Here is a 14,399-nt window from a genome sequence, read left to right as displayed (position 1 = left end):
CCCCGGAACCACCCCCCCTGTTCCGGGGAAGCCGACCTCTGGCCGTCTCGGCCGGCCGCGCGAGAAGCTGCCCGTCTCTCACTCCCTCTGGCTTCTGCTGCCCTCGCTGCTCTTCGCGCTGGTCACCTGGCAGGTGGTGGCCGAGGGGCCGCTCCGGGCGCTGGATGAGCGCCTCTCCCGGGCCGTGGTGGCCTCCGGGCCGCGCGCCCTCACCGAACTCCTCGCCGACCTCGGCTCCCTCCCCGTGGCACTGCCCGTGCTCGCCGCCGCCGTCGGATACGCCCTGTGGCGCGACCGCGCCGGGACGCGCCGGTACGAGGTGGGGTGGGCCGTTCTCGCGATGGCGGCGGTCCCGGCGCTGGTCGTACCACTCAAGGCGCTGGTGGACCGGCCGGGGCCGCTGACGGCGGAGACCGGGTACTACCCCTCCGGTCACACCGCGACGGCGATGGTGGCCTATGGCGCTGCGGCGCTGCTGATCACCCCGTACCTCCGGCGCGCGTGGGCGACGCCCGCCGCCGGGGCGCTGACCCTGGCGACGGGCGTCGGGCTGGTGCTGCGCGGCTACCACTGGCCGCTGGACGTGGTCGGGAGCGTCTGTCTGTCCATGGTGCTGTTGTGGCCGCTGGGGGTGGGGTTGTTGATCCGCCCGGGGAACCGCCCGCGCGGCGACGGACCATCCGGGACCCGGCACCTGACACCGGACGCCTGACGCACCAGACACCAGACACCCGGCACCACCCCGAGGCCCCGGGTATCACCCCCGAGACCTCAGGGCTCGGACCTCAGCTCCACGGATACGCGTCGAAGTTCCGGGAGAAGACGAACTGGTTGAACCGGTCCCAGTTGACCGACCAGGACATCAGCCCCCGCAGCGCGGGCCAGGTCCCATGGGTCTGGTAGGAGCCGCAGTTGACCTTGCGGGTGAGGCAGTCGAGGGCCTTGTTGATCTCGGCGGGCGGGGTGTAACCGTTGGCCGCCTGGGTGGAGGCGGGCAGTCCGATGGCGACCTGGTCCGGGCGGAGCGGCGGGAAGAACCGCGAGGCGTTGCCCGCCACCGGGAAGCCGGTGAGCAGCATGTCGGTCATGGAGATATGGAAGTCGGCCGTCCCCATGGTGTGGTACTGGTTGTCCAGACCCATGATCGGACCCGAGTTGTAGTGCTGGACGTGGAGCATCGTCAGATCGTCCCGCAGGGCGTGGATCACTGGCAGATAGGACCCGGCGCGCGGGTCCTGGCCGCCCCAGGGGCCCGATCCGTAGAACTGGTAGCCGAGCTGGACGAAGAAGGTCTCCGGCGCCATGGTGAGGATGAATCCGGCGCCGTAGCGGGCCTTGAGCGTCTTCACGGCCGAGATCAGATTGACGATGACGGGGCTGGTGGGGGCGCGGAAGTCGGTGTCCCCGGTGTTGAGGGAGAGGGAGTGGCCCTCGAAGTCGATGTCGAGCCCGTCCAGCCCGTACTCGTCGATGATCCGGGCGACGGAGGTGACGAAGGCGTCCCGGGCGCCGGTGGAGGCGAGCTGGACCTGGCCGTTCTGCCCGCCGATGGAGATCAGCACCTTCTTGCCCGCCGCCTGTTTGGCCTTGATCGCGGCCTTGAACTCGGCGGGTGTCTCGACGTTCGGGCACTCACGGACCGGGCAGAGCGAGAACCGGATGTCGCCGGAGGTGACGGAGGTGGGTTCGCCGAAGGCGAGGTTGATCACGTCCCAGGAGTCGGGGACGTCGGCCATCCGGGTGTAGCCGGAGCCGTTGGCGAAGCTGGCGTGGAGATAGCCGACGAGGGCGTGGCGCGGCAGCCCGCCGCCCGGGTCGCCGCCGGGCCCGGTGGTAACGCTGACCGCCGCCGACGCGGGTGATTCCCCGGCGCTGTTCTCCGCCGTGACGGTGAAGGTGTAGGGGGTGGCGGGGGTCAGTCCGGTGACGGTCGTCGAGGTCGTGGTGGTGGAGGAGACCCGGTTGGCGCCCTGGTAGACGTGGTAGGTGGTGGCACCGCTGACGGGCTGCCAGCTCAGCGGTACGGAAGTGGCGGACGGGGTGCCCGCGCTCAGCCCGGTGGGGGCGGTGGGCCGCTGGACGGGGTCACCGCCGGGGCCGAAGAGGGAGAGGTCGTCGGCGTGGTACGCGGCGGTGCCGTACCAGCCGTGGGTGTAGAGGGTGACCGAGGTGGTGGTGGGGCCGGTGGTGAAGGTGGCGCTGAGCTTCTGCCAGCTGGGCGCGGACGGGGTCCAGGCGGCGGGGTCGGTGGTGCCGGTGCCCTGGACCCCGAGGTAGACATAGCCGCCCTGGACCCAGCCGCTCACCGTGTAGCGGGCGTTGGGCTGGACCCGGACGGTCTGGGAACAGCGGGCATTGTCCCCGGCGGAGGGGGTGGCTCTCAGTGCCCCCGTACCGCTGCGGACCGGGGAGCCGACGGCGGCTCCGGTGCCCGCGCTACAGCTCCAGCCGGTCAGTCCGGCCTCGAAGCCGCCGTTGACGGCGAGTTCGGTGTCGACGGCGGCGGGGGCGGGGGTATCAACCAGGGCGCGTTGGTGCCCCGCGGCGGCTCCGGGGGCTGCGGCGGCTCGGGGAGCGGAACCGGGCCCGGCCGCCTCGGCGGTGTTCGCGGCGGCGACGAGCCCGCTGAAGGTGAGGACCGCCGCGGCGAAGGCGGCGATCAGCCGGGTGCGGTCCTTGGTGCGTTCCACAACTGCCTCCTGGTGTGGGGGGTGGTTGGTGGGAGCGCGCACAATTTGGTCCAGACCAATGAGCTTGTCAAGCCCCTGGGCGGACATCCGTAACGCCCGGAGCAGTCCACGGGTGGCGGAGACGCTCACGCACCGCCCCGCTCGCCGTCCCGCCGCGACCGCGCGGCGGCGGCCTCGTGCATGGCCAGTTCCAGCAGCGTGGGATCGGTGAGCAGGCCGGTGCCGTCCGGCGGTACGAGCCAGCGGATCGCGCCGCCCGCGCGGCCGGGGTGGGGGACGACGATCCAGGTACCGAGGCTCGCCCCCCGGATCCCGGTGCCGACCCAGCGGGCCGCCGCGCCCGGCGGGACGAAGAAACCCGTGCGCAGGGCGGAGGTGTCGCTGAGGACCGGGCCCGGCCGCTCCACCAGCCGGGTCAGGATGTCGAGGGTGGGCTGGCCCAGCGCACCGGGCAGGATCAGTACGTCCCAGAGCCGCCCGGCGGGCAGCAGCGCGACCCCGTAGGGATCGCGCTCCCACCGCCACCGGCAGGCGTCCGGGTCCGGCGCCACCGACGCCAGCCACTCCACCGCTGTCTTGGCCTCCGAGGCAGTCATCCCCGGCCTCCGTCCTTCGTTCCGTGTGGGCGAGTACGGCGGCGCGCGAGGCGCCGTCACACGGGGAGAGGCGGTGGGGCCCCCGCTCTTACGCGGGTTCGGCTACTGATTGGTAGTGAACTGGGTCACGTCGCGCGCCCCCGCCCTCAGCTGTCGAAGCCCAGACCGACCCGGTCCATCGCCCGCAGCCAGAGGTTGCGCCGCCCACCGCTCTCGTCCGCCCGCGCCATCGACCACTTGGTGATCCCGATCCCCGCCCAGGCCAGCGGCTCGGGCGGGAACGGCAGCGGCCGGGTGCGCACCATCTCCAGCTCGGTGCGCTCGGTCCGCTCCCCGGCGAGGAGATCGAGCATCACCTCGCCGCCGAACCGGGTCGCCCCCACCCCCAGCCCGGTGTACCCGGCGGCGTAGGCGACCCGGCCCCCGTGCGCGGTGCCGAAGAAGGCCGAGAAACGGGAACAGGTGTCGATGGCCCCGCCCCAGGCATGGGTGAACCGGACCCCTTCCAGCTGCGGGAAGCAGCGGAAGAAGTGCCGCGCCAGCGTCAGATACGTCTCGGGCCGGCTCTCCAGCCGGGCGCTGAGCCGCCCCCCGAAGGGGTAGATCGCGTCATAGCCGCCCCACAGGATCCGGTGGTCGGCGGTGAGCCGGAAGTAGTGGAACTGGTTGGCCGCGTCACCGAGCCCCTGCCGCCCCTCCCAGCCGATCTCCGCCCGCTGGCGCTCACTGAGCGGCTCGGTCATCAGCGCGTAGTCGTAGACGGGGACGGTGTACGGGCGGATCCGCCGCAGCAGCGACGGGAAGACGTTCGTCCCGAGCGCGACCTTGTCGGCGAGGACCCTTCCGTACGGGGTGCGGACCGCGATCCGGGAGCCGGTCGCGGCGAGTTCGAGGCCGGGGGTGTGCTCGTAGATCCGCACCCCGCGCGCGAGGCAGGCCCGCTTGAGACCCCAGACCAGTCTGGCGGGGTGGAGCATGGCGGTGCCGCGCCGGTCCCAGAGGCCGCCGAGGAAGGTCGGCGAGCGGACCTCGGCGCGCATGGCCTCGCCGTCCAGGAGCTGGAGGCCGTCCAGGCCGAGCCGCTGGGCGGTCTCGTAGGCCTCGGCCAGCTCGGTGACCTCGTGCGGGCGGGTCGCGACATCGATGCCACCGGTCCGTTCGAAGTCGCAGTCGAGGTCGTGCTCGGCGACCGCGCGCTCGATCGCGTCGAGGTTCAGCTCGCCGAGCCGCTCCAGGGTGCGGATCTCGTCGGGCCAGCGGGAGAGCCCGTTGCCGAGGCCGTGGGTGAGGGAGGCGGCGCAGAACCCGCCGTTGCGGCCGGAGGCGGCCCACCCCACCTCGCGGCCCTCGATCAGGACCACCGCGCGCCCGGGGTCGCGCTCGGTGGCGAGCAGCGCGGTCCACAGCCCGCTGTAGCCACCGCCGACCACGAGCAGATCACAGCGCTCGTCACGGGTGAGCGCGGGCAGCGCGCCGGGGCGTGCGGGGTCGTCCAGCCAGTACGAGACGGGACGGGCGTCGGACAGGGACGAGGCGACGGTCATGGCGGCTGGGGCCATGGATTCCACTTCCTTAGCGGACGTTCGGGTTGCTGAGCGGTCTGCGGAGGTCCGAGCGGGCGGTTCCTTGCCTGATGCACGCGATCGGGAGGCCGGAAACGGTCACCTGATCATGTCGTCCGGAGGACGGCTGGACGACGGGGGACGGCTGGACGGCTGGACGGCTGGACGGCTGGACGGCTGGACGACGGGGATGGCTGGACGGCGGGTCGGCGGGACGGGTCCGGTGGCGCCGCCGAAGGGCCCGCGACCGCCGTGGCGCGCGGGCCCCGCGCTCACGAGGAGCGCTTGGCGCGGCGGTTGCCGATGATCTGGCCTACCACCACGACCAGCACCGCGACCGCGAACATCGCCGTACCGATCACGTTGATCTGCACCGGTGTCCCCCGCTGGGCCGAACCCCAGACGAACATCGGGAAGGTCACCGTGGCACCGGAGTTGAAGTTGGTGATGATGAAGTCGTCGAAGGAGAGCGCGAAGGCGAGCAGCGCGCCCGCCGCGATCCCCGGCGCCGCGATCGGCAGGGTGACCCGCAGAAAGGTCTGTACCGGCCCGGCGTAGAGATCGCGGGCGGCCTCCTCCAGCCGGGGATCCATGGAGAGCACCCTCGCCTTGACCGCCACCACCACAAAGCTGAGGCAGAAGGCGGTGTGGGCGATGAGGATGGTCCAGAAGCCCAGCTCGGCACCGAGGTTGAGGAAGAGCGTCAGCAGCGAGGCGGCCAGCACGACCTCGGGCATCGCCATCGGCAGGAAGATCAGCGAGTTGACCGCGCCCCGGGCCCGGAACCGGTAGCGGACCAGCGCGAAGGCGATCATCACCCCGAGGACGGTGGCCCCGAGGGTGGCGAAGAAGGCGATCTGGAGCGAGAGGCCGAGCGAACCGCACAGATCGGGCACCCCACAGGGGTTCTTCCAGGCGTCGAGGGAGAACTCGCGCCAGGAGTAGTTGAACTTGCCCACCGGGTCGTTGAAGGAGAACACCAGCACGACCAGGTTGGGCAGGATCAGATAGGCCAGGGTCAGCAGGCCCATCAGGACGACGACGTTACGGCGGAGCCAGCGAAGGGGCGCGCGCATCAGACCAGGTCCTCCGTTCCGGCCCGGCGGATATAGAACGTGACCATGACCAGCACCAGCGCCATCAGCAGGAAGGACAGCGCGGCGGCGGTCGGGTAGTCCAGCACCCGCAGGAACTGCGACTGGATCACACTGCCGACCATCTTGGTGTCGGTGGATCCCAGCAGTTCCGCGTTGACGTAGTCACCGCTGGCCGGGATGAAGGTGAGCAGGGTCCCGGAGACCACCCCGGGCAGTGAGAGCGGGAAGGTGACGGTACGGAAGGTGGTGGCCGGGGTGGCGTAGAGATCGCCCGCCGCCTCGTGCAGCCGGGGGTCGATCCGCTCCAGCGAGGTGTAGAGCGGCAGGATCATAAAGGGAAGGAAGTTGTAGGTGAGGCCGGTGACCACCGCGAGCGGGGTGGCGAGCACCCGGCTGCCGTCGGTCATCCCCAGCCAGTTGGTGATGTCGAGGAAGCCGACGGCCGCCAGGACGTCCACCACCGGGCCGTCGTCGGCGAGGATCGTCTTCCAGGCCAGGGTGCGGATGAGGAAGCTGGTGAAGAAGGGCGCGATCACCAGCACCAGCAGCACATGGCGCCAGCGGCCCGCCTTGAAGGCGATCAGATACGCGAGCGGGTAGCCGAGCAGCAGACAGAGGGCGGTGGCCGTCCCCGCGTAGAGCATGGACCGCAGGAAGTGGGGCCAGTAGTCGCGCAGCGCCTCCCAGTAGGTCGGGAAGTGCCAGGTGACCCGGAAGCCCTCCTCCAGGGAGCCGGTCTGCACGGAGGTCGACGCCTGGTAGACCAGCGGCAGCGCGAAGAAGACCAGCAGCCACAGGATCCCGGGCAGCAGCAGCCAGTAGGGCACGAGTCTGCGCCGCAGCGGGCGACGGCGCACGGTCGGCTCCCCGGTGGCAGGAGCGGCGGTGGCGCTCACGCGCCCTCCCCTGAAGTACCGGGGGTACCGGCGGAACCCGAGGCGCTGGACTCAGTCCCGGCGGAACCCGAGGCGCCGGGTGCGGCCCCGGCGGAACCGGAAGCGCCGGACCTCGTCCCGGCGGAACCGGAAGCGGAAGTCCCGGCGGTGATCCGGGAACCCGACGCCTCGGACCCCTCGGCGCCGGGCCCCGGAGCGGGGGCCGAGGCGGCGACGGCCTCCGCCACGCCGACCGTGCCCGCGCTCGGCGACTGCTCCGCGTCCAGTCCGAAGGTGTGCTCCGGGTTCCAGTGCAGGACGACCCGTGCGCCCGGCACCAGCCCCGGATCCCGCTCCACGTTCTGGACATACACCTCCAGCGCGGACCCGGCCGGGGTGTCGACCCGGTACTGGGTGGAGACGCCGATAAAGCTGGCGGCCGTGATGGTGCCGGTCAGCCGGTTGCGACCGTCGGGTATCCGGTCGGCCGCGTCGTCCCGGCCACCCGGGCCGGCCGCGCCGAGGGTCGTGAGCGCGATCTTCTCCGGGCGTACGCCGACCAGCAGCGGACCCCCGGGCCTGGGGGTGGTGGCACAGCGGGCCGCGGGCAGCCGGAGCGTGGCGCCCGCGGCGGTGACGGTGATCTCGCCCGCCCCGGCACCAGAAGCGGCCGAACCGGGGGAAGCAACAGAACCGGAAGAGGAAACGGAACCAACCGTGACGACCTCGGCCGCGATCAGGTTGGAGCTCCCCAGGAAGTTGGCGACGAAGGTCGTGCGCGGATTCTCGTAGAGGTCGGCGGGCGCGCCGAGCTGCTCGACCCGGCCCCCGTTCATCACCGCGACCGTGTCGGCCATGGTCATGGCCTCCTCCTGGTCATGGGTGACATGGATGAAGGTGATCCCCACCTCGGTCTGGATCCGCTTCAGCTCCAGCTGCATCTGACGGCGGAGCTTGAGGTCGAGCGCGCCGAGCGGCTCGTCCAGCAGCAGCACCTTGGGGTGGTTGATGAGCGCGCGGGCGACGGCGACCCGCTGCTGCTGCCCGCCGGAGAGCTGGTGGGGCTTGCGCCGGGCCAGATCGCCGAGCTGGACCAGGTCGAGCATCTCCCCGACCTGCTTCTTCACGGAGGAGATCCCGCGTCGGCGCAGACCGAAGGCGACGTTCTCGTAGATCGTCAGATGCGGGAAGAGGGCGTAGCTCTGGAAGACGGTGTTCACCGGCCGCTTGTGCGGGGGCAGCTCGGTGACATCGCGGTCGCCCAGGAGGATGGAACCGGTGGTGGGGTCCTCCAGTCCGGCGATCATCCGCAGGGTGGTGGTCTTCCCGGAGCCGGAGGCGCCCAGCAGGGCGAAGAAGGACCCTTCGGGCACCGTCAGGTCCAGCGGGTGGACGGCGGTGAAGGAGGAGTAGGTCTTGCTGATCCCACGGAGGCGGACATCGCCCGCTGTGGTGTCGTTCATGGGTCACGTTCCCGGGGGTGTCGGACGGTACGGGGACGGATCCCCGAGACGGATGGCACGCGGCGGGTGCGCCACGAGCGGTGGCCTGACGGGTGCGGCGCCGCGGCCGTACGGAGCCGGAGGGCCGGGCGGAGCCAGAGGGCCAGGCGGAGCCAGAGGGCCAGGCGGAGCCGGGGCGAGGCCGGGGCGGCTGCCCGCCCGGCCCGCGATGACGCGCCGCCCCCGCGCCTCACGCGCCGGTGAGCGTGGCGAACCTCTCCTCGTACGTCTTCTCCTCCTCGGCGCTCAGCGATCGGAAGGCGTGCGACTTCGCCACCATGGCCCGGTCCGGGAGGATCAGGGGGTTGCGGGCCAGCGCGGGATCGATCTTCGCCAGCTCGGCGCCGACGCCCGCGACCGGACAGACGTAGTTGATGTAGGCGGCGAGCTGGGCGGCCACCGGGAGTTCGTAGTAGTAGTCGATGAGCCGGGTGGCGTTGGCCTGGTGGCGGGCGCCCGCCGGGACGAGCAGATTGTCGCTGGAGGTCAGATAGCCCGCGTCGGGGATGGCGTACTTGATGGCGGGGTTGTCGGCCTGGAGCTGGATGACGTCCCCGGCCCAGGCCAGACAGGCGGCGAGATCGCCCTTGGCGAGGTCGGCGGTGTAGTCGTTGCCCGTGAAGCGGCGTATCTGTTTGCGGTCGACGGCCTTCTGGAGCCGGTCGGCGGCCGCGCCGAAGTCGGCGTCACCGAAGGACGCGGGGTCCTTGCCCAGATCGAGCAGGGTCATCCCGATGGTGTCGCGCATCTCGGTGAGCAGCCCGACCCGGCCCTTGAGCCGGGGGTCGTCGAGGAGCTGCCCGACGGAGGTGACAGTCCGTCCACCGGTCGCCTTGGTGTTGTACGCGATGACCGTGGAGATACCGGTCCAGGGGTACGAGTGGGCCCGGCCCGGGTCCCAGTCGGGGGAACGGAACTGGGGCGAGAGGTTGGCGTAGGCGTGCGGCAGCAGTGAGGCGTCCAGCTTCCGTACCCAGCCCAGCTTGATCATCCGGGCGGCGAGCCAGTCGGTGACGCAGATCAGATCGCGGCCGGTGTCCTGGCCCGCGGCGAGCTGGGGCCGGATCTTCCCGAAGAACTCGACGTTGTCGTTGATGTCCTCGGTGTACTTGACCCGGATCCCGGTGCGCCGGGTGAAGGCGGTGAGGGAGGGGCGGCTGGTGCCGTCCTCGCCGACATCCATGTACTCGGTCCAGTTGGAGAAGACGATCTGCTTCTCCTTCGCGGAGTGGTCGGGCGCCGCGTCACCGTCGCCGCCCTGGCGTCGGGCGGGCGGGATCCCGCACGCGCCGAGGGTGGCGATCCCGCCGAGGGCGAGCGCCCCGGCGCCGGAGGCACGCAGCAGGGAGCGGCGGGTGAGGGCGCCCCGGCCACTGCGCAGGGTGCGCCGCATGGCGGCGAGCGAGGCCGGGGAGAGTCCTTCGGGCTCGTGGGGATCCATGGGCGTGCCCTTTCGGAAGGGGTACGGAAGGTACGAGAAGGTAAAGAGGTTCGGAAGGTGCGAGAAGGTAAAGGAGGTACAGAAACAGACGGAATCGATGGGCACGGAAGGGACGAGGGGGCACCCCGCCACGGCACCGGCCGACGACACCGGCGACGGCGGGCGACGGCCTGACCGACCGGCCGGCCGACGCGAGACGGCCACCGGGCCAACCGGCCAATCCGCCGACCGATGGACGGCGGCCGCCTGACCGACCGGCCAACCGACGGCCGACCGCCTGACCGACCACTCGGCCGACAACCTGCCGGCGGCGGACACGGCCACCCGGCGCCCCCGGCGCCGCGCGAGCCCCGCCGCCGACCGACACCGCCTCACCCGCAGCGCGGTAAACCAGCCGCCCGACGACCAGCCGCCCGGCGGGCGGACCAACCGGCGGCCGGGGACCAACCGATGGACAGGACCCCACCGGCAGCCAGGACCCCACCGACGGACGGGCGCCACCCGGCAGACAGGACCCCACCGGCAGGCGGCCACCACCCGGTGGCGCGCCCCACCACCGTCCCCCTCACCCCTGCCGGTCCCCGAACACCGTGCGGTGCCAGTCCTTGCGCACCGCCGCCGTGTTGTCGAACATCACATGCTTGACCTGTGTGTACTCCTCGAAGGAGTAGGCCGACATGTCCTTGCCGTACCCGGATGCCTTCATGCCGCCGTGCGGCATCTCGCTGATGATCGGGATGTGGTCGTTGATCCAGACGCATCCGGCGGCGATCTCACGGGTGGCGCGCTGGGCCCGGAAGACGTCCCGGGTCCAGGCGGAGGCGGCCAGTCCGTACGGTGTGTCGTTGGCGAGCGCGATGCCCTCGTCGTCGGAGTCGAACGGCAGCGCCACCAGCACCGGCCCGAAGATCTCGGCGCCGACCACCTCGCTCCCTTGCGGGGCGCCGGTGATCAGGGTGGGCGGGTAGTAGGCGCCGGGCCCCTCGGGCACCCGTCCGCCGGTGACGACGGTGGCGTAGGAGCGCGCCCGTTCCACGAAGCCCGCGACCCGGTCCCGGTGGGCGTGGGTGACCAGCGGGCCGATGTCGGTGGACGGGTCGAAGGGGTCGCCCACCCGGACGGTGGCCATCGTCTCCGCGATGCCCTCCACGACCTCCCGGTAGCGGGAGCGCTGGACGTAGACACGGGTGGCGGCGGTGCAGTCCTGGCCGGAGTTGATCAGCGCCGCGGCGACCGCGCCCTGCACGGCGGCCTCGGTGTCGGCGTCGTCGAAGACGAGGAAGGGGGCCTTGCCGCCGAGTTCGAGATGGGTCCGCTTGACGGAGGCGGTGGCGATCTCGGCGACCCGGCGCCCCACGGCGGTGGAGCCGGTGAAGGAGACCATCGCCACGTCCGGGTGGCCCACCAGGTGTTCCCCGGCCTCCGCGCCGGTCCCGGAGACCACGTTGATCACTCCGGCGGGGATCCCGGCCTCGGTGGCGGCCCGCGCGAACATCAGCGAGGTCAGCGGGGTGATCTCGGCGGGCTTGAGCACGATGGTGTTGCCCGCCGCGATGGCCGGGAGGATCTTCCAGGCGGCCATCTGGAGCGGGTAGTTCCAGGGGGCGATGGAGCCGATGACACCGATCGGCTCCCGGCGGACGTACGAGGTGTGGTCCCCGCTGTACTCCCCCGCCGACTGGCCGGTCAGCCGGCGGGCCGCCCCGGCGAAGAAGGAGGTGTTGTCGACGGTGCCGGGCACATCGAACTCGGTCGTCAGCTTGAGCGGCTTGCCGCACTGGAGGGACTCGACCCGGGCCAGCCCGTCGGCGCGCTCGCCGAGGAGGGTGGCGAACCGGTGCAGCGCGTCGGAGCGCTCACCCGGGGTGGCGCGGGCCCAGCCGGGGAACGCCTCCCTGGCGGCGGCCACGGCGGCGTCCACGTCCGCGGTGGACGCGAGCGCGTAGCGGTGGACCACCTCACCACTGGCCGGGTCCACGATCTCCTGGGTCCGCCCGGAGGTGCCGGAGCGGGAGACCCCGCCGACGTACTGCGCGCCGTCCGCGAAGCATTCCATCCCCTGGTGGCGGTTGCGGTTGCCCATGCCGTCTCTCCGTTACATGCGGTACGTCCCGGATGTCCCTGCCCGGCCACCGTCACGCGAGGGCGCCGGAGCGGGGCCGCCCGGCGCGGCGGCGCGGCCCGGCCCCGGGGCGCCGGACATCGCGATGGCCTGAATTGAGTGCCGATCCTGACAGAGCGGACGAGGGCCAACAAGTGATTCCGTCGTTGCCTTTTGGTCACGCGACGGAATCGGTCGACCATCTGTCGCGTCGCGGAACGAATCCGGATACGGAGTGTCCGTGGCGCCGCGCGGTCCCTGCGCGCAGGGGCCTCACCTCGCCCTCGCCGGGAGCCCGGCCCCTCCCCCACGGGATCTCACCTCCTCCCCGCACGGAGCCCGGCCCCTCCCCCCACGGGATCTCGCCCCACCCTTCACTCGCGCCTCAGCAGACCCCGGCCCGGATCCCGGGGATATCACGTGCCCACGCGCCACGACGGCCGCCTACGATGGCCGGGGCCGCCGCTCTCGTACGGCGGCTTCCCCGTTCGTACGGGACCCCGTCCGGGTGACGTACGAGACCGACCGACCCCGTACGGACCCGTACGGGACGACGCGACGCCACGGAGGCTTCGGTGACCGATCTGCGCCCCTTCATCGCGGGACTCCCCAAGGCAGAGCTGCATGTGCACCATGTGGGATCGGCCTCGCCGAGGATCGTCGCCGAACTGGCGGCGCGGCACCCCGACTCCCGGGTCCCCACCGACCCCGAGGCGCTGGCGGACTACTTCACCTTCACCGACTTCGCGCACTTCATCCAGGTGTATCTCTCGGTGGTGGACCTGATCCGCACCCCCGATGACGTACGGCTGCTCACCTACGAGGTGGCGCGGGACATGGCGCGGCAGAACATCCGGTACGCGGAGCTGACCATCACGCCCTCCAGCTCGACCAAGCGGGGCATCGAGGACAAGGCGTTCATGGCGGCGATCGAGGACGCCCGGCTGGCCGCCGAGACCGAGCTGGGCGTGGTGCTCCGCTGGTGCTTCGACATTCCCGGCGAGGCGGGTCTGGAGGCGGCCGAGGAGACCACCCGGCTCGCCGTGGACCTGCGGCCGGAGGGGCTGGTCTCCTTCGGTCTCGGCGGGCCCGAGATCGGGGTGCCCCGACCCCAGTTCAAGCCGTACTTCGACCGGGCCATCGCGGCCGGGCTCCGCTCGGTGCCGCACGCCGGGGAGACCACGGGACCCGAGACCATCTGGGACGCGCTGCGCGAGCTGCGGGCCGAGCGCATCGGCCATGGCACCAGCGCCACCCAGGACCCGGCCCTCCTCGCCCATCTCGCCGAGCACCGCATCCCGCTGGAGGTCTGCCCGACCTCCAACATCGCCACCCGCGCGGTCACGGAGCTGGACGCCCATCCGGTGCGGGAGATGGTCGCCGCCGGAGTGCTGGTGACCATCAACAGCGACGACCCGCCGATGTTCGGCACCGACCTCAACAACGAGTACGCGGTGGCGGCCCGGCTGCTGGAACTGGACGAGCGCGGGCTGGCGGCGCTGGCGAAGAACGCGGTGGAGGCGTCCTTCCTGGACGCGGCGGGCAAGAGCCGCATCAGCACGGAGATCGACTCCTACACGGACACCTGGCTGGCGGCGCGCTGACGCGGTGACGCGGCGGGGGCCGCCGACCCCCGCCCCGGGGCCCCGCCCCGCCCGCCCTCCGCCCCACCGCACGGGCGACAATGCCCCCATGCGTACCGTCACCGCCGTAGGCCACCGTGGCGACCCCTACCGGGTCCGCGAGAACACTCTCCCGTCCGTGCGCTCGGCCCTCGCCCGGGGCGCGGACGCGGTGGAGGTCGATGTCCGGGTCACCGCCGACGGAGTGCCCGTACTGCTGCACGACTCCACGCTGAAGCGGCTCTGGGGCCATGATCTGCGCCTCGCGGACCTCCCTCTGGCCCGGGTGCGCGAGCTGACCGGCGGCGGGGTGCCCACCCTCGCCGACGCGCTGACCGCGCTGGAGGGGGCCGGGCGCCCGGAGGCCCGGCTGATGATCGATCTGCCGGGTGCCGGCCGGGAGTCGGTGCGGACCGTGGTCGGCACGGTCCATGACCACCGGGCCGCCGAGCGGGTGTACTACTGCGCGGGCCCGGTCACGATGTCCCGGGTACGCGCGGCGGACCCGGCCGCCGAGATCGCCCTGACCTGGACCTCCCTCGCCCCGCCCCGCCGTCCGCTGCTGGACGCGGTACGGCCGCGCACCCTGAACTACCGGTTCGGCCTCATCAGCCCCGAGCTGACCGAGCGGGTGCACCGGGACGGGCTGCTGGTCTCGGTCTGGACCGTCGACACCCGCCGCTGGATGCGCCGGCTGGTCGCGGCGGGTGTCGACTCCATCACCAGCAACCGGATCGATGTACTCCACTCCGTACTCGCCCAGACCCGGACGGCGTCCGGCGCCCCGGACTCCCCCGCACCGGCGTCCGCCTGATCGTTCCGGCGTGGTGGGCCGCCGGCCCGCGCTCCCGGCCCGGGATGCCCCGCACCCCACCGCGCACACGAAGACGGCCGCCCCCACCAGGGGGCGGCC

10 protein-coding genes and 1 pseudogene are annotated in these 14,399 nt (G+C 72.2%); 3 read left to right on the top strand and 8 right to left on the bottom strand.

All coding sequences use genetic code 11. From position 1 onward, the window contains the following. Positions 1-712 (top strand): phosphatase PAP2 family protein (locus ACFVIM_RS24720; protein WP_384305174.1); only part of this gene is annotated, 712 nt, incomplete at its 5' end. A gap of 73 nt (positions 713-785) precedes the next feature. Here the strand turns inward: ACFVIM_RS24720 and ACFVIM_RS24715 are convergent. From ACFVIM_RS24715 to ACFVIM_RS24680, 8 genes and pseudogenes are all read right to left on the bottom strand, one after another. Further along, positions 786-2,690: a chitinase gene (locus tag ACFVIM_RS24715; protein ID WP_384305172.1), complete on the bottom strand. Its 1,905-nt coding sequence runs from the start codon at positions 2,688-2,690 to the stop codon at positions 786-788. Between the two features lie 125 nt (positions 2,691-2,815). Continuing rightward, the gene (locus ACFVIM_RS24710) at positions 2,816-3,286 is read right to left on the bottom strand and encodes a hypothetical protein (protein WP_384305170.1); all 471 of its coding nucleotides are present in this window, start codon (positions 3,284-3,286) and stop codon (positions 2,816-2,818) included. 146 nt (positions 3,287-3,432) lie between these two features. After that, positions 3,433-4,845, bottom strand: a complete 1,413-nt coding sequence (locus ACFVIM_RS24705) for an NAD(P)/FAD-dependent oxidoreductase (RefSeq protein ID WP_384305167.1) — start codon at positions 4,843-4,845, stop codon at positions 3,433-3,435. Between the two features lie 275 nt (positions 4,846-5,120). Beyond that, the gene (locus ACFVIM_RS24700; protein WP_384305164.1) at positions 5,121-5,924 is read right to left on the bottom strand and encodes an ABC transporter permease; all 804 of its coding nucleotides are present in this window, start codon (positions 5,922-5,924) and stop codon (positions 5,121-5,123) included. Then, on the bottom strand, positions 5,924-6,841 hold the full coding sequence (locus ACFVIM_RS24695; protein ID WP_384305162.1) for an ABC transporter permease: 918 nt from the start codon (positions 6,839-6,841) through the stop codon (positions 5,924-5,926). The genes ACFVIM_RS24700 and ACFVIM_RS24695 overlap by 1 nt, the downstream gene beginning before the upstream one ends. Before the next feature lie 218 nt (positions 6,842-7,059). Further along, a pseudogene (locus ACFVIM_RS24690) lies at positions 7,060-8,283 on the bottom strand (ABC transporter ATP-binding protein); the annotation flags it as partial. Between the two features lie 229 nt (positions 8,284-8,512). Next, positions 8,513-9,763 (bottom strand): spermidine/putrescine ABC transporter substrate-binding protein, encoded by a 1,251-nt coding sequence (locus ACFVIM_RS24685; RefSeq protein WP_384305160.1) that lies wholly within the window; start codon positions 9,761-9,763, stop codon positions 8,513-8,515. A 565-nt stretch (positions 9,764-10,328) separates the two neighbouring features. Next, positions 10,329-11,846: a gamma-aminobutyraldehyde dehydrogenase gene (locus ACFVIM_RS24680; RefSeq protein WP_384305158.1), complete on the bottom strand. Its 1,518-nt coding sequence runs from the start codon at positions 11,844-11,846 to the stop codon at positions 10,329-10,331. 593 nt (positions 11,847-12,439) lie between these two features. Here ACFVIM_RS24680 and ACFVIM_RS24675 point away from each other — a divergent pair. Then, complete coding sequence (locus tag ACFVIM_RS24675) at positions 12,440-13,468, top strand: adenosine deaminase (protein WP_384305156.1); 1,029 nt, start codon at positions 12,440-12,442, stop codon at positions 13,466-13,468. Between the two features lie 88 nt (positions 13,469-13,556). Beyond that, positions 13,557-14,300 carry a glycerophosphodiester phosphodiesterase gene (locus tag ACFVIM_RS24670; protein WP_384305153.1) on the top strand — a complete coding sequence of 248 codons (744 nt, stop codon included), beginning with the start codon at positions 13,557-13,559 and terminating at the stop codon, positions 14,298-14,300. Positions 14,301-14,399 lie beyond the last annotated feature (99 nt).

It is taken from the genome of Streptomyces sp. NPDC057638 (assembly GCF_042800315.1).
In the GTDB taxonomy this organism is placed as follows: domain Bacteria; phylum Actinomycetota; class Actinomycetes; order Streptomycetales; family Streptomycetaceae; genus Streptomyces.
Note: the sequence above shows the minus strand (reverse complement) of the source record. Positions and strands in the feature narration are given on the sequence as shown.